At 55.9% G+C, this 16,277-nt stretch carries 14 protein-coding genes; 11 read left to right on the top strand and 3 right to left on the bottom strand.

Annotation, left to right across the window (positions count from 1 at the left end):
- The first annotated feature begins 77 nt into the window (after positions 1-77).
- The 5 genes from EII11_RS03430 (at position 78) to panD (ending at position 5,163) form a co-directional block, all read left to right on the top strand.
- Positions 78-560, top strand: a complete 483-nt coding sequence (locus EII11_RS03430; protein ID WP_124868629.1) for a PH domain-containing protein — start codon at positions 78-80, stop codon at positions 558-560.
- Between the two features lie 8 nt (positions 561-568).
- Entirely contained in the window at positions 569-2,383 is a 1,815-nt protein-coding gene (locus tag EII11_RS03425; RefSeq protein ID WP_124868627.1) for a PH domain-containing protein, read from the top strand.
- Positions 2,380-3,369, top strand: a complete 990-nt coding sequence (locus tag EII11_RS03420; protein WP_124868625.1) for a Rossmann-like and DUF2520 domain-containing protein — start codon at positions 2,380-2,382, stop codon at positions 3,367-3,369. Before EII11_RS03425 ends, EII11_RS03420 begins: the two co-directional genes overlap by 4 nt.
- Before the next feature lie 322 nt (positions 3,370-3,691).
- Entirely contained in the window at positions 3,692-4,702 is a 1,011-nt protein-coding gene (gene panC, locus EII11_RS03415) for a pantoate--beta-alanine ligase (protein WP_124868623.1), read from the top strand.
- A 2-nt stretch (positions 4,703-4,704) separates the two neighbouring features.
- Complete coding sequence (gene panD, locus EII11_RS03410) at positions 4,705-5,163, top strand: aspartate 1-decarboxylase (RefSeq protein ID WP_276310950.1); 459 nt, start codon at positions 4,705-4,707, stop codon at positions 5,161-5,163.
- A 138-nt stretch (positions 5,164-5,301) separates the two neighbouring features.
- Here the strand turns inward: panD and EII11_RS03405 are convergent, their stop codons facing one another.
- Positions 5,302-6,246 (bottom strand): hypothetical protein, encoded by a 945-nt coding sequence (locus EII11_RS03405; RefSeq protein WP_124868621.1) that lies wholly within the window; start codon positions 6,244-6,246, stop codon positions 5,302-5,304.
- A 203-nt stretch (positions 6,247-6,449) separates the two neighbouring features.
- Between EII11_RS03405 and EII11_RS03400 the strand changes: the two genes are divergently transcribed.
- From EII11_RS03400 to EII11_RS03380, 5 genes are all read left to right on the top strand, one after another.
- A complete protein-coding gene (locus EII11_RS03400; RefSeq protein WP_124868619.1) occupies positions 6,450-8,063 on the top strand; it encodes a lysine--tRNA ligase in 1,614 nt (537 codons plus the stop codon).
- Between the two features lie 530 nt (positions 8,064-8,593).
- Positions 8,594-9,706, top strand: a complete 1,113-nt coding sequence (locus EII11_RS03395; RefSeq protein ID WP_124868617.1) for an N-6 DNA methylase — start codon at positions 8,594-8,596, stop codon at positions 9,704-9,706.
- Positions 9,694-11,760, top strand: coding sequence for a sensor histidine kinase (locus EII11_RS03390; RefSeq protein WP_124868615.1), 2,067 nt, complete (start codon positions 9,694-9,696; stop codon positions 11,758-11,760). Before EII11_RS03395 ends, EII11_RS03390 begins: the two co-directional genes overlap by 13 nt.
- Positions 11,757-12,422 carry a response regulator gene (locus tag EII11_RS03385; protein ID WP_124868613.1) on the top strand — a complete coding sequence of 222 codons (666 nt, stop codon included), beginning with the start codon at positions 11,757-11,759 and terminating at the stop codon, positions 12,420-12,422. Before EII11_RS03390 ends, EII11_RS03385 begins: the two co-directional genes overlap by 4 nt.
- Positions 12,423-12,424: 2 nt before the next feature.
- The gene (locus tag EII11_RS03380) at positions 12,425-13,435 is read left to right on the top strand and encodes a ComEC/Rec2 family competence protein (protein ID WP_124868611.1); all 1,011 of its coding nucleotides are present in this window, start codon (positions 12,425-12,427) and stop codon (positions 13,433-13,435) included.
- A gap of 301 nt (positions 13,436-13,736) precedes the next feature.
- Here the strand turns inward: EII11_RS03380 and EII11_RS03375 are convergent, their stop codons facing one another.
- Positions 13,737-14,054 carry an integrase core domain-containing protein gene (locus EII11_RS03375; RefSeq protein ID WP_124868609.1) on the bottom strand — a complete coding sequence of 106 codons (318 nt, stop codon included), beginning with the start codon at positions 14,052-14,054 and terminating at the stop codon, positions 13,737-13,739.
- Positions 14,055-14,235: 181 nt separating this feature from the next.
- Between EII11_RS03375 and EII11_RS03370 the strand changes: the two genes are divergently transcribed.
- Positions 14,236-15,789 carry an IS1634 family transposase gene (locus tag EII11_RS03370; protein WP_124868607.1) on the top strand — a complete coding sequence of 518 codons (1,554 nt, stop codon included), beginning with the start codon at positions 14,236-14,238 and terminating at the stop codon, positions 15,787-15,789.
- An 85-nt stretch (positions 15,790-15,874) separates the two neighbouring features.
- Here the strand turns inward: EII11_RS03370 and EII11_RS03365 are convergent, their stop codons facing one another.
- Entirely contained in the window at positions 15,875-16,258 is a 384-nt protein-coding gene (locus EII11_RS03365) for an IS3 family transposase (RefSeq protein ID WP_165867044.1), read from the bottom strand.
- Positions 16,259-16,277 lie beyond the last annotated feature (19 nt).

The raw sequence follows: 16,277 nt of genomic DNA, 5'->3' as shown, positions 1-16,277 counted from the left end.
CTCGTGGGACAATGAATAACAGTGAAGACAATACCTATGACATTGTCACTGCCCCCGCACCGAAAAGGACGTGCCCCATGACGAACCCGACTCTTCCTGACGGCGTCAACTTTCACCCCATCTCAGAGTCGTTGATCACCGTGCGACGCCTGGGAAGCCTCATCGGAAATCTTCCCTTCATTGTCGCCACCGCACTTCTTGGCTACTTCGTCCACTGGGCCTTCTATATCGGCACCGCGTTCTTCCTCATTCTCTTCGCATGGTCAATGTGGCTCATCCCTCGCCAAGTCCGCAATATCAAATACGCCGAAAGCGATGACGAGTTCATCATCCGCCGAGGCGTCATGTTCCGCTCCCTCACCGCTGTCCCCTACGGGCGCATCCAATACGTTGATGTCAACGAAGGCCCCATCGCCCGCCACTACGGCATTGCCACCATCACTTTGCACACCGCGTCGGCAGAAACCGCAGGCTCCCTGGACGGGCTTCCCGCCGCCGAAGCCAACCGACTGCGAGACCTCCTCGCACACCGCGGCTCCGCTGAACTGGCAGGCCTGTGAGGGGCAACATGGGCAACTCAGCATCAGAACACAAGCGCGCCGTTGACGCAGGCGTCCCCGCCGACCAATGGCGACGCCTCCACCCGGTCTCTCCAGCCCTCAACGCCTGGAAAGCCCTGGCAGCCCTCGTCGCCTTCCTTGTCTATCAGAACTCACAAGTCATCGCCGACCTGTACTCCCTCGGAGTCGCCGAATCGCTGGGCCTGGCAACGGTGGTCATCATCGGAGCAGGATCCTTCCTGCTCGTTCTCGTCGTCATCATCCTCTTCTCCTGGCTCGCATGGCGCAACACCACCTACGCACTCACCCCAGATGCCCTCTGGTTCCGTAAAGGCATCATCTTCCGCAGCCAACGCCACGCACGCCTTGACCGCATCCAAGCTGTCGACGTTGTCCACCCAGTACTCGGCCGACTCTTCGGCCTCGGACAACTTCACGTTGAGGTCGCAGGCGGCGCAGACTCGAACTTCACCTTCGGTTACCTAAGAAGCGAAGACCTCACGGCCCTACGCGCCGAAATCCTGGCCCTCGCAGCCGGACTCAAGGCAACGCCGACACCCTCGTCAATCCCCCACCACACACCCCAGGCAGCAGGAGAGGCCCCCACAAGCGCCGCACACGCCACCGCCGGGCACACACCCGGAATCAACGAAGGCGTGCAGGCTCCCAGCCCCACCCCCGCATTTGCTGAGGCTCCCGAACGGCAGCTCTACCAAATCTCCTCGGGAATGCTCATTGAATCCCTGCTGCGCTCAGTCGGCGTCATTATTGCCGCCCTACTGACCCTCATCGCTCTGGGGGTAATGATTGGACTCTTCCTGTGGGAGAGGACCGTAGCTTTCGCCGCCCTGCCGGGCCTGTTGCCCCTCGTCCTTGGTGTGGGCTCCTACCTCTGGAACCGCTTTGTCGGCGAATTTAACTTCACCGCGGCTGTCTCTCCTGACGGCATACGCATCCGACGCGGACTCCTCGAAACCCGCTCACAAACCATCCCCCCGCGCAGGGTCCACGCCGTCCACGTTGTCCAACCCCTACTATGGCGATCGCGCGACTGGTACCGCGTGCGCATCCTCCAGGCAGGCTACGCCACTGGCTCGGATAACAATGGCTCAACCTCGCAAGCCTCCGACGTGCTGCTGCCAGTCGGCACCCGCCAGCAGGCAGAACTCGCCCTATGGCTCGTCGTGCGCGACCTCGGAGTCGACGACCCTCTGGCATTCATTCAAGAAGCCCTCCATGGCGTCAACTCCACACACAACCGCTACTTCCAGCCGAACCGCCCCGACACCCGTTGGCTGGACTGGGTCGCCTGGAAACGACGCGCCGTCGCCCTCACAAACACCGTCTTTGCCCTGCGCGATGGCTGGTTCAACCGTCGAATGACTATCGCACCCGTTGAACGCCTTCAATCAATGTCCGTCCACCAGGGCCCCCTTGAGCGCCGCTACAACCTGTGCTCCCTACACATGGAGATCGTGCCTGGCACCATCAACGCTCACGCCGAACATGTTGACACTGCGCTCGCGGCAGACCTCATGAGCGAGCTCCTCACGCTGTCGAGTCAACGCCGCGCCTCTGAGCCCCCTGAGAAATGGATGCAGCGCGTCCACGACGCTCTGGACTCTGAAAGCACCAAGTCCAGCAGCGCCTACAACAGCGACGAGGCCAACAACAGTGGCGCGGACAGCAGCAATAACGAGTTGGGCGTGCATGTACCCCGCGCAGAGGCCAACCCCCAGCATGTCGAGCAGATAGCCCCCAGTGACTCTGTCGCACCTACTTCGCAGATGGGAACACAGGCGCCCAGGGAAGACACACAATGAACCAGCCAGGCCGCCTTGGTGTCGGCATTATCGGTATGGGGCATGTCGGGCCCGTCATCGGATCTGCCCTGCGCGCCGCCGGGCACGCCATTGTTGGTGTCACAGCATCGTCGGAGGCATCCCGCGAGCGAGCTGATGCGATGCTTCCGGGCATCCCGATTCTTGATGTACGCACCCTCGTTGAGCGCTGTGAGCTGGTTGTTATTGCCATCCCCGATGACGAAATTGGGCCTCTTGTTGAAGGCCTTGCAACACTGAAGGCCTGGCAGCCCGGCCAACTTGTTGTGCACGTCTCAGGCGCACATGGGGTGGGTGTTCTGGCACCCGCACAGTCGTGCGGGGCAATCACATTGGCCATCCATCCGGCGATGACCTTCACGGGGACCTCGGTGGATGTTGCCCGACTAGTGGGCACGCCTTTCGCGGTGACCGCTGCTGCGCCGGTTCTTCCTATTGCTCAGGCCCTTGTCGTGGAGATGGGCGGTGAGCCGGTGGTTGTCGCAGAAGAGGCGCGTACCCTCTACCACGCAGCCTTGGCTCATGGCGCAAACTTCCTGGTCACTCTGCTCGCCCAAGCTCAGGACACTCTGCGGGCTGCAGGAGTGGAGGACCCGGGCGCCTACCTGCGGCCACTGTGCGAAGCCGCCCTTGATCGCGTCCTGCGCGATGGCAGCGCAGGCCTTTCCGGCCCGATTCTGCGCGGGGATGCAGGAACTATTAGCGCCCATCTTCGAGCGCTGATGGATACCTCAAGGCGTGCGCCAGCAGAGGCCCCAAGCAAGATGTTGATTGAGACATCGGGCGGGGTCAGTGAGGGGGGTCTGCAAGGACACGGCCCACGGGATTTCACTACCGAGCAGGTCGCACACACCTACGCGCACATGACCCGCCAAACAGTGGCAATGCTCCAACGAAAAGGTGCGATCTCTGAGCGTGCTGCGCTGGAAATTCTCGATGCCCTGGGGGAGCGTGGCCTGGAGCTTTGATCCCAGTCAAAGCATCTCCTGCCCACGCGGATATTTCACGCCTTCTTTGCACAGAAAGAATCGCACATGAGGACATCTGCTGTTGGGTTCCCACATGTGACTCCACGGCAAAAAGGGAGTATCAGCAGCCGCATCACTGCCTGGGCGCACATGTGGGAGCGCAGGGCCTCCAAAGGCACATGCAAGAGAGGGTCTCAAAAAGACGTGCAGAGGGGGTGCACAAAGGGAGTGGACAGAGAGTGTCCTATTCCACCGTGGTCTCGTGGGGCATCGCTCATCTTTGGAAGCGCGCAGGTTCAGGTGAAAGAGGGAAAATAGAGCCATGACTTCTGGCAAGACAGAGAATCATCACCTCGCAGCGACTGACGGCGGAACAGTGGCTAGCAGTGACACAGCAGCTGGCGGTTATGCAGCAGCCACTGCTCCTACTGCTGCGCACGCAACGGATTCCAATGCAGGTGCCGCAGGCCAACCTCCCCGCGTGGTTCACAGTCGCGCCGATTATCTGGCCGCCTTGGCTGAACTGCCTGGCAGCGTTGGCCTCGTCATGACGATGGGTGCCCTCCATGAGGGGCACCTGGAACTCGTTCGCCAGGCCCACACCCATGCCGACCATGTTGTCGTCACGATCTTCGTCAACCCCACCCAATTCGCCCCCGGTGAGGACTTCGACGCCTACCCCCGCACCCTTGAGGCCGATGTCGCCGCCCTCACCACGGTGGGAGCCGACCTCGTATGGGCACCCGCCCCGGAGGATGTTTACCCTGAAGAACCCCTCATCACGCTCGATCCTGGCCCCGTCGGTCGTCACCTTGAGGGAGCCTCCCGCCCCACGCATTTTGCCGGTGTGGCACTTGTGGTGACGAAGGTACTGAACCTGACCCGCCCGCAGGTCGCCCTGTTCGGTGAGAAAGACGCGCAGCAGCTTGCTGTTATTCGCGCTTTCGTGCGTGACCTTGATATGCCAGTTCAGATCGTGGGTGTGCCGATCGTGCGTGACACGGATGGGGTGGCCCTCTCTAGCCGTAATCAGTACCTTTCGGCTGAGGAACGTGTGAGCGCCCGCTCCCTCAATCGTGCCCTTCGCGTGGCCGACGAGGCCGCAGCCGCCGGTGCTCCCCCCGCCCTGGTGATCGCCTCCGCGCGTCAAGTGTTGGATGCAGAACCTGGCGTGGAAATCGACTATGTTGAACTGGTTGACGATCATTCATTCCAGCCAGTGAGTGCTGGGCACCCAAGCGGACGTGTGCAGGCGCGTCTCTTGATTGCTGCCCGAGTGGGTACCACACGCCTGATTGATAATGCGGTGATGACCGTGGAGGTCCGAGGATGACCATGAACGCCTCTCAGGGCATTATTCAGCCCGAAATCATGCGCGAAATGGTGCATGGCAAGATCCATCGCGCCACCGTCACCAGCGCAGACTTGCATTACGTTGGATCCGTCACCATTGATGCTGACCTGCTTGACGCTGCTGACATTGCTGAAGGCCAGCGCGTTGACATTGTCGACATCGACAACGGCTCACGCCTGTCGACCTACACCATCGCCGGGGAGCGAGGTTCGGGTGTCCTGCAGATTAATGGTGCTGCCGCACACCTGGTGAACCCTGGTGACCTGGTCATTATCATTGCCTACTCGCATGTGCCCGAGTCGCGGGTGCGCACCTGGAAACCCAGCGTGGTGTTTGTAGATGCGAAGAATCGCATCGTTGAGACGGGCGCAAACCCGGGTGAGGTGCCCGAGGATCATCCGGCTGCGCAGGCACGGGGCCTGAAATCTTCAGGCCTGTAGGGGCAAGGCTGTAGGCGTAAGCCAGAAGGTCGGCTTGGTATCGAGCACAAGGGGGGCTATCGACGCCAGGAGAACGTGGAGTTTCCCCGCATCACTGAGGGGTGGAAAGGCTTAGCGCCCCGTAGCCTAGCGCATGGCTTATACGGAAGCTGCCGTCACGTTCGCATGCTCCCTTTGAGGTTCCCACTGTGCGAGTGCAGAAAGCGTGTCCTCATCAAAAGGTGCTTCTTCAATCAAGCTCTTTTGCCCGGCGAACACAAAGCCCCGCCAATGGAAGATAAGGGCGGCAAGGATAGTCATTGCCCAGTAAATGACGAATGAGGCAATCAGCAAGGCGGCGGCATCTTCGGAGGGCGGGACGAAATCATCGCTCCCCGCATCCCGTAGGAAAGTGTTGAGCCAAGTTGGCAGATCCGTGTACACCCACACGGCAAAAAATATGTAGGGAATCGCGTAAGAGATGAGCAGCGGCACCTGGCAGCGCCACTTCCTCCAGGAACGCACATGCCAGGAAAACGGTGCCTGAGCCACCGGATACAACACGCTAATGAGGTTGCCCAGAGCCATAAACAAGACCATCGGATAGAGAACCCCAGGGATCGTCCGCATCATCTCGGAGTCGTGATAGAGATACTCTGTCCACGCGGCTGTAATGACCAGCATGGGTAGCACAATGACAACGCACTGCACGGCATTCTTGCGTAAAAGAATCCGCACGAACGACTGGCCCTCATTTAGTGCCTCTGTGGTGCGAGGGACATCAAGACCGAAGATATTGGTTGTGGTGACATCAGCAAGAATAAAGGTCGAAAAGTACACGCAGTACAGCATGAGCGAGTTGTAGTGCCCACCCAGATCAGGCTGCTTGAAGAGCAGATAGAAAGCCGCCAGGGCGAGGTTAATTGCCACGCTCTGAATCCACAGCATCGGCCAGGTGAAGGTCCAGCGCAGTTCGTGCCCAAAACGCGAATCTCGCACACGCGACCATAATCCGCGAATGCCTCGAGTCTCCTGGCGCGGGCGGGCTTCAGCCCCATCCTTTCCTTCCGCATCACTTGATGCAGGTACAGACACCGATCCCATCACACACCTTCACGCTCGACACATATTCTCAAACCCGCCACACCACCAAGCAGTGAAGGGCGAGCTTTCACTCCGCACAGCCAATAGGTGAACCTCTCACATCCTATGCGAGGCAAGCACCCACAGACTCACCTCATCCGCACAACGACCCTGGCGGTGGCCTCGCCAAACAAGAAAACCAGCCACAAAACCAAGGCGCTAAGATGGTAGACGTGACTGACGCAAAGATTGACACCCCCGAACTCCCCACTGACGTTGCCGACGACGCACCCGAGCAGGTGCGAGTTCGTGCGGAAAAGCGTCAGCGCATGCTGGACGCCGGCACCGAGGCCTACCCCGTTGTGCTGGCTATCTCTTCCACCATTGAGGAAATCCGCGAAAAGTACGCCCACCTTGAAGCAGGTGACGAAACCACTGACGAGGTCGGCATCGCCGGACGCGTCATGCTCGCCCGCAACGGCGGCAAACTCTGCTTCGCTACCCTTCAAGACGGCGCCGGAAACCGCATCCAAGTCATGCTCTCCGCCGCTGAAGTAGGCGTCGAATCCCTGGCCCAATACAAGGCTGACGTTGACCTTGGCGACCACCTCTTCATCCACGGCCGCGTCATTTCCTCGCGCCGCGGTGAGCTCTCCGTCCTCGCCTGCCCCGGCACCGCTCCTGCAGGCCTGACCACCCCCGGCATCAACGAGGGCGACCCCGTCCCTGCATGGGCGATTGCCGCAAAGTCCCTACGCCCCCTGCCGAAGACCTACACGGCCGAAGACGGCACCGAGATGAGCCTGTCGGAAGACATGCGAGTACGCCGCCGCTACCTCGACATGATCGTGCGCCCCGCAGCCCGCGACATGGTGAGGATGCGCGCCAAGGTCGTGAAGTCCCTGCGCGCCTACTTTGACGAGGCCGGCTTCATCGAAATCGAAACCCCCATGCTGCAGGTCCTGCACGGCGGTGCCGCCGCCCGCCCCTTCAGCACTCACATGAACGCTTACGACACGGAACTGTTCTTGCGCATCGCGCCTGAGCTCTTCCTTAAGCGCGCAGTCGTTGGCGGTGTGGATAAGGTCTTTGAGATCAACCGCAACTTCCGTAATGAGGGCGCTGACTCCTCGCACTCGCCTGAGTTCACCATGCTTGAGGCCTACGAAGCCTACGGCTCCTACGACACCATGGCCCGCCGCACTCGCGAATTCATTCAACGCGCCGCCCGCGAAGCCCTGGGTACCGAGGTCGTCACCCTCCCTGACGGCTCCACCTACGACCTGTCTGGTTCATGGAAGGAAATCTCCATGTACGAGGCGACCTCCGAGGCCATCGGCCGCACCATCACCGCCCAGACCCCGCGTGAGGAGCTTGTAGAGATCCTCACACGTGACTTTGATGAGGAAGTGCCCGACCACTACGTCACCGGTAAGGTTGCTGAAACCCTCTTCGAGGTCGCTGTTGGTGACCAGCTCTGGGAACCGACCTTCGTTCGGGACTACCCCGAGGATTCGTCGCCGCTGACCCGAGGGCACCGCTCTAAGCCGGGCGTGGTTGAAAAGTGGGACCTCTACGTGCGGGGCTTCGAGCTGGCCACCGCCTACTCGGAGCTGGTTGATCCTGTCATCCAACGTCAGCGTTTCGAAGCGCAAGCCCTGGCTGCCGCTGATGGCGACCCTGAGGCAATGATTCTTGATGAGGACTTCCTCATGGCAATGGAATACGGTATGCCGCCTGCTGGTGGCATGGGTATGGGCCTGGATCGACTGCTCATGGCGCTGACCGGGCAGGGTATTCGCGAGACGATTACCTTCCCTCTGGTGAAGAAGCTGTAAGTTCAGCTACCTGCTTCCGGCGAGGCGGTTCCGGTGTTCCGGGGCCGCCTCGCTGTGTGTGGGCATAAAGGCGTCGGCCCTGGTGTGCAGGTTGCCGCCTCGTGTACGTGTTAGCGCATCATGTACATGGTGCACCACGTACATCAGGCACTAACACGTACGTAGAGCACTAAGGCGCACATTAAGCGCCACGGGGTGTGCTCGTTGCTGCAGCGTTCACTGCTTCGACGGCGCCCTCAAGTGAGGCAAGGAAGATTGGGAATGAGAGAAAGGAAATGGAGTTCGTCTCTTGTCAACAAAACGTACTAGTGAGCTCCGAGCGAACTGTCCTGCGTACCGTTCCGGGGAGCGGTTTGAAAGGAATGCTTGATTCCCTTCCTGGGAACGAGAACCGGGAGTCTTTATAACGGCTGGCTATGATATTGCTCAACAAGTAGATTCATTACGTGAATAGGAGCTGCTCATTGGACCGGGCGCGAGGTGTAGTACCCAATTACTCAACATTTGTTGATGGTTGCAAAAGACTCATAATGGGAGACAGTTCTCACGTTTCTGATGTTGCACTTCATAACCTTCTGAGGGAAACAGTGTCACTTGAGGCACGGCGCGCACAGGGTGTCTTCTTCACCGGCTCAAAAATGGCTAGTTTGCTTTGGGAGGGCGTAATTGATGGCGTTGGCAATGGGGCGGTGCTTGTTGATCCCGCCTGCGGGGTGGGAGACCTTCTGGTCGCCCCGCTAGAGAGGGTGGAACGAAACGGAATTCAAGATGTCTCAGTGCTGGTGTCGGACGTCAGTGCTGACCTTGCCCAAATTGCTCGAATGAGACTCCTGAATATCGACCAAAGGGGTGCGGTGCAAATTGAAGCAATGGAGGCAGATTTCCTGCACGAATCTTCGCTTGTCTCCAAAGCTACCCATGTTGTCCTCAATCCACCGTTTGTCTCAATGGACGCGAATGAGAGTTGGGCGAGTGGGCAAGTCAACAGTGCTGCACTCTTTGTTGTCAATGCGCTGGCCTCAATGCAGGAAGGCGCGCGCCTGCTGGCTATCTTGCCGGATGTGCTGCGTTCGGGAAGTCGGTATGAAAAGTGGCGACTTCATGTGTCTCAGATGGCTAAGATCAACCGATTGAAAGTGCTTGATGTCTTCGATGATCATGCCGATATCCATGTTTTCGTTCTCGATTTAACCGTGGGATCGACTGGTAGAGATTTTCTATGGACTCCATCCATCCGTGATACTACCTTAGGTCAGATGGCTGAAGTTAGAGTCGGTTCCGTAGTGCCCTACAGAGATTCTGGACGAGGAAGCGAAGTCTCATTCGTGACTGCTCGTGCGCTTGCAGAGGGAAGAAAACTCGAACGCCGATATGAGGGGAGACTAGATTACGGGCCATTCGTACTCGTAAATCGAACATCGCGTCCGGATTCGTCGCCGCGACTCCGGGCCCATATGTGGACGAGTGATGAGCCAGTAGCTGTCGAGAATCACCTTATTGTTGTTAAGCCTCGTGAGGGAGTTGAATGCGCTGATATACTGACCGTGCTGAGCAGTCCCTCAACGGAGGATTTTTTGAATCAGCGGATAAGGTGTCGACATCTTACTGTGTCAGCAATAAAAGAGATCCCATGGGAGATCTGATGGAAGAATTGCATGCGGGGCGTATACGTTTTTCTCCAAGCATTCTGAAGAGGCTTGGCGAAGAACTTAATCCTAATGTTGACCAAGGCCTCATCGAGCTTGTAAAAAACTCATACGATGCAAATTCCCGAAAATGTCACATCTGGTTGGGGACTCAAGAGGATTCGTCTTCAATAATTATTGAAGACGATGGTGACGGGATGACAGCAGACGATATCAATTCGAGCTGGTTGATCCTAGGAGAGTCGTCTAAAGCAGGGCAGCGAACTACAGGGCGGCTTGGGCGAATACCCGCAGGAAATAAGGGGCTTGGGCGCTTAGCCGCATTGCGTCTCGGGCGTCGGGCCCGAATGGTTTCTCGTCCGGGTGATGGCTTTCAGTATGAAGTGATCCTTGATTGGGACAGATTTGACAGGGCGAGAACGGTTGACGAGGTTGAAGTGCTCACATCGAAAACCCCAGCAGCTGACGCGCCGAGAGGCACGCGAATTGAATTAAGCCAACTAAGGGATACTTACGGTCGAGCACAAGTGAGGAGCTTGGCTCGTGCACTTGTATTGCTTGCAGATCCTTTCAATGAAGCCGACGATTCTTTCAGCCCTATACTGCATTCACGAGAATACTCTGATCTTGCTGAGCAGGTGTCAAGACGCTATTTCGATGATGCTGAATATCACCTACGAGCTAGCCTCAACTCTGGTCGTGCGCGAGCGGAAGTCTATGACTGGAAGGGTAATCTCATTTGGAGTGCAAACACAGACGATCTGGGGATCTACGAAGCACCTGACGCTGACCTTGACTTATGGGTGTTCATCTTAAATAAGAAGAGCTTCATTGGTCGTTCTGCATCTCTTGCAGCAGTGCGAAATTGGCTGAGTAGTTTCGGTGGAGTTCACGTATATGTAAACGGTCTCAGGGTTGCGCCATATGGTAATCCGGGCAGTGACTGGTTAGATATGAATCTCCGCCGGGCGCAAAGCCCTGAAAATCGACCGAGTACTAATACATCGATTGGCCGTATTAGGATTAATGATTTGACGGGTGTATTGCTTCAGAAAACTGATAGATCAGGTTTTGTGGAATCGACGTCTTTCTATGAATTGCGGAGATTTGCTACCGACTGTCTCGAGTGGATGGCTCGTCGGCGGCAGGCGGCCGCCGAGAAGCGCCGCCAATCCGAACGCACCTCTATCAGAAAAAAAGCTGAAGCTGAACGCTCGGTGGTGGAAGAATCGATCAGAAAGATTGATGACCCAACTATCCAGAGAGCTGTCGAGGCAGCTTTTGTCGGATATGCAGAAGCAAATCAAAGGCTGGAGGCATCGCTCCGAAAAGATCTTCAATTGTATCGGACTCTAAGCACTGCTGGTATAACAGTCGCAACTTTCTCGCATGATATTATGGGGGGACCGATTAAGATCATGGATCTTATGCTAAGTTCGTTGAAGTCCTTTGTTTCTCAGAATTGTCGCTCAATCAGTGAGGATTTTGGCAGTCGGATCGATCGGATTCAAGTGGCTGTCGAGGACATGAGGGCGCTATCTGAGGTGTCCCTCAAGCTTGTGAAAGAAAAGAAACGGAGAGTCGGTCGAGTGCTGGTTGCTGAGGCCGTTAATGGGGCGATCGAGAATATTGAGCCCTTCCTTAAAAAGCGAAACATAGAAATTGTGAGGAGCTTCGAGGGGGCGGCGGAGTGTTATATACGCGGTACTGAAGCGGCGATTGAGTCTATAGTCACAAATTTGATCAACAATAGTGTTTCCGCATTGGCGGAGTCTGTGGATCGTGAGCGCAAGATTTTTCTGGGGCTGTGCGTTGATGAGAGAGGCCTGTGGTTCGAGATTCAAGATACTGGGCCGGGAATTGTTGGAATTGATAAGAATGATATCTGGCTTCCAGGTAATACGACCAGGAAAGGGGGGACGGGATTGGGGTTGACCATCGTAAAGGATAACGTTATGGATTTGGGTGGTGAGATTGCGGTGGAACCTGTCGGTAAAATGGGGGGTGCGGTATTTAAAATACGTCTCCCGCTGGATGGAGATTTCTCATGAGTTCGTCTTCAAGGTTTGAAAAGATTCTTCTCATCGATGATGAGGAAGCTGTTCGCGATAGCTATCGAATCATAATTGAAGATGGTCCTTACAAAGGGGTGCCTGTGGCCGAGAAGTTGGGTACGTTGAAGGAGGCGCTCACCTTTAGTTCGTTTGGCGATGCCGCAATAAGTGATTACCTCCTGAAGCCTTCGAACTATGCTGGGTTCAATGGTGAAGACCTTGTTCTGGGTTGGTATAAAAAGCGCTTCCCTGCGATTCTTTGTACTAGGTATCAAAGTGAAAATATTCTAGATTTTAGAACAAAGCGAAGGTGGATCCCGGTGATACTCGAGCCGGGTCAGCTGAATGCTGACTCCCTTGCGCACAGTATTGAATTAATTCGAGCTGAGTTTAGGGGGCAATATTCTCCTCAGAGGCGGCCTTGGCGAGCGTTGGTTACGTTCACGAATATCTCCGATGACGGTCGGAATGTCGGGGCTGTTATTCCAGGATGGAGTGGTGATGAAATTGAACTTGTTCTTGAGAAATTGCCGTCACTTCTTGCTGAGAGGCTTCGTTCAGCTTTTGTTCGCGGCGAATGCTTTAGGTGTTTTGCAAAGGCTAATTTAGGTGTCGAAGATGAACGTGATCTCTATCTTGATGATTGGGAGCTGACGTAATCATGTGTTCTCAGCAGTATGTCGACATACTTGATGTTGGTCATGGCTCTTGTGTTGTGGTTCGCGATGGTGAGCATGTAATTCTTGTAGATACAGGTGCGCCGGGAAAAGTTCTGGAATATCTGAGGGAAGAGAAGATTCAGAGGATTGATGCAGTAATTCTCTCTCATGCGGATAGTGATCATATTGGGGGGCTGTTGTCTATACTGGCGCAAAATGACCCTCGAATTGTTGTGGGAGAGGTTCATTGTGCAGCTGATGCTGCTAAGGGGACACGTATCTGGGGGGATCTTCTGTTTCACCTCGACGATCTTCAGCAGTCGGGTGATAAAGTAACTATTCTAAAGCCGCAGTACCGTCACAGTGTTGATGTGGGTTCCGGAGGCTTATTCAAGATCAAGTTTGTTGGCCCGCGTCCCAGCATCGCTTTTCTTGGCCCTGGTGCTAAGGGGAGGTCTGGGCGGAAGATTACAACAAATTCTGCTAGCGTTATTGTGCAAGTCATGGCAGGAGGAGAGCCACTTCTTCTTCTGCCTGGAGATGTGGATGAAAATGCTTGTACTTCGTTTATTGATGACAAATTAATAGAGCATGCGACGCGATATCTAATGTTGCCCCATCATGGGGGGCGCATAGCAGCTTCATCGTCGCGAAATCGTGACATCGTTAGTGCGTTAGTTGATATAGTGCGGCCCGAGGTCGTGTTTATTTCTAATGGGCGTGCGGGGAAATTTAAGAATCCAAGACCTGAGGTTTTAGAGGCTGTGCGCGCGGCCTCTTCTTCGGTAAGTATCATGTGCTCTCAGCTTTCGGAAACATGCTCGAAGGACGTTGTGCATCGATCGCCCTCTGCCTTTTCGGTATATTCTTGCGGCGCAGTCTATGGCTATTCTTGTAAGGGCTCGACAAGGCTCTATGCTGAAAGAAATTTTAATATTGAGCAGGATATTAATGGGCATGTGCAATTTCTAGAGACTGTTGCCGGTGCCCTTTGCATGAAACAAGGGTCGTGACATTTTCAGGCTCCACTCAATCGGCGGCGGAAGACGGGTCCGGATCTTCCTATTTCGAGGTCTGCTCAACGGTTGCAGCTGTTCATGCATCCAAATTCGATGGTTGTGGCGAGTAGATCTTCGTCGCGATCGTTCATTGCTTTCGGGTGCCCGTTCTGCATGCCGGGACGATTGAACCTGACTCGTGCAACTTTAGTGCCCCAGGAGAGTGAGTAGTTCTTGGGTGTGGGGGGTGATGTCGATTTCTTGGAGGTCAATCAGCTTGTCAACGAGTTTGGGTGAACCGTCCTGGGTTTTGTTCCTAGGCAGTGACTCGTAAATTGGGTGTGTTGGCACGGTGGGTGTGCCAGTAGTGGTCTTCTGTTTTTTGTGGGGTGCGGTATCCCAATTCTGAATGTAGGCCGGTGGTGTTCCACCAGTGCACCCAGCATAGGGTAGCCCACTCAACTTCGGCTAATCCTTCCCAGGTCTGAGAGTAAATCAATTCACTCTTATACAGGCCATTGACAGTCTCAGCCAAGGCGTTAATCGTAGGAGTCTCCCACGCTGCCAGTGGATTCATCGATACCCGCATCACGCAATCGCTCATGGTAAGCAATGGAAACGTATTGGCTGCCATGATCACTATGATGCACCAGATCTTTCAGGCTTCCTTTGGTGGTTGCAATCGCATGATTGAGCGCCTCTAACCTGACTCGTGCAAGTGGTGGCGGTTTTGGGGTTGGAGTCCTGGTTTTTGTTGATATTCTGCGGTTCGCGCTGTGTGAGTGGGTCACTAAATGGGTGTCTAGAATGGGGGTGTGGCCCCGTTTATTCGTCGTGTGAGAACTGCTTCTGGTGCGACTGCTGTGCAGATCGTGGAAAAGCAGGGGCGCAAGAACGTTGTGCTTAAGCATGTCGGCTCTGCTCACAATGAGGTTGAGCTGACTGTGTTGATGCAGGCAGCTCATGATGAACTCCACCCCGGCCAAACAACTTTAGATTTGGAGCCCAAACGGCGCCATGCTAGGAGCGCTTTGCGTGTGGGAGGCAAACGCTCCGCCCTGTTGTGGAGCGTGTTGGATAAAGCCTATGTGGATATTGGTTTTGACGTCCTGGGCGATGAGGCGTTTAAGCAGATGGTGTTGGCTCGTTTGATTGAACCATGCTCGAAGGAAGCCACTGTCAATGTCCTTGAGCGTTTAGGAATTGAGCATGTCAGCCGTCGAACGCTGTTTAACTCCCTTAAGCGTTGCGCTCAGCGAGCTTACCGCGACACCCTCGCCCAGGCTTGCTTTACTCACGCTAGCCGTCATGGAGATCTGTCCCTTGTGCTTTATGACGTGACGACCCTGTATTTCGAGGCTGAGCGTGAGGATGAGGATTGGGAGGCAAATAAAGGCTTTCGCCGCGTGGGCTACTCCAAGGAACGTCGGGTTGACCCCCAAATCATTGTTGGCCTACTCGTTGACCGCGCGGGAAACCCTTTAGAGGTGGAAGCCTTCGAAGGTAACAAAGCCGAAACCCACACCCTCATCTCCATCATCAAACGCTTCCAAGACCGCCACGGTCTGCATGATTTCGTGGTGGTAGCTGACGCAGGCATGCTCAGCGTGGGAAACCTCAAAGCCCTGGACGAGGCAGGGCTATTATTCATCGTCGGTGCCCGCCAAAGCCGAGCACCCCACGACCTCGAACAGTACTGGGACCAGCATGGGGATTACATGGTTGATGGGCAAATTATTGACCACCCCATCCCCAACCCCAGAACACAACAGCCAAGCCTTGACCAGGGCGATAGCAGACAGGTAGGGCAAAAATCATGGAGAGCAATATGGGCTTACTCCAGCAAGCGTGCAGCGCGTGACAATAGAACCCTCAACGCGCAACAACGTCGAGCCATGGACGCCATCGAAGGGGCCAAGCCCGCACGTAAGCCTCGCTTCGTGTCCCAGGGGCGCATGGGTATGACCTTTGATGACAAAGCCTTTGAGCACGCCCAACGCCTAGTTGGACTCAAAGGCTACGTTACTAATATCCCCGCACACGTCAGTGACGGTAGGCAGATTATTGCCTACTACCACGAGCTATGGCACGTAGAGCAGTCCTTCCGCATGAGCAAACACGACCTCAAAGCCCGGCCCATCTTCCACCACACCAAAGACGCTATCCAAGCCCACCTCACCGTTGTCACCGCAGCTCTGACCCTCGCCCGACACCTCTACCAGGAAACAGGAATCACAGCCCCAAAGCTGGTCAAAAAACTCATCGATCTGCAAGAAATCGACATCACCCTACCCAACGGGCAACAACACACTGCTTACCCCCAAATCGACCCCCAAACCCAAGAACTACTCACCCTCCTGGGTCACTAAAGTTGCACGAGTCAGGTCTAAGGGTAGGGCCTCGGTGGTGAGGCGGCTCTTGGTAGCCCAGCCCACAATCTTCCTGGAGTACACGTCAGTGACGAACGCTGTGTACACGAACCCAGACTTGGTGCGCACACAGGATCATGTCAGCAACCCACAACCGGTTCGGCCCTGGGGCACGGAAGTTGCGCTGAACCAAGTCAGGACGCATATCTGGCGTTGTAGCGCCTCTAGTGGTGATCGGCTTTCGACCCCGGATAACACCATAAAGACCAGCGATTTTCATTAACCGAGCAACCTGGCCGCGGCCAATATCATGGCCCACGCGTTCCATGGCGTGCCACATCTTACGCACCCCATACACGCCATAGTTTTCGCGGTGAATGTCGATCATGACGGGGAGCAATTCACAGTCCCGCAAAGAACGCTGTGAAGGCACACGCTTCTTCGCAGCGCGGTATCCACGGGCGGTCATGAACCCACCTTGACGGTGG

Origin of the sequence: Schaalia canis (assembly GCF_003858455.1) — a bacterium.
Classification (GTDB): domain Bacteria; phylum Actinomycetota; class Actinomycetes; order Actinomycetales; family Actinomycetaceae; genus Pauljensenia; species Pauljensenia canis.
Note: the sequence above shows the minus strand (reverse complement) of the source record. Positions and strands in the feature narration are given on the sequence as shown.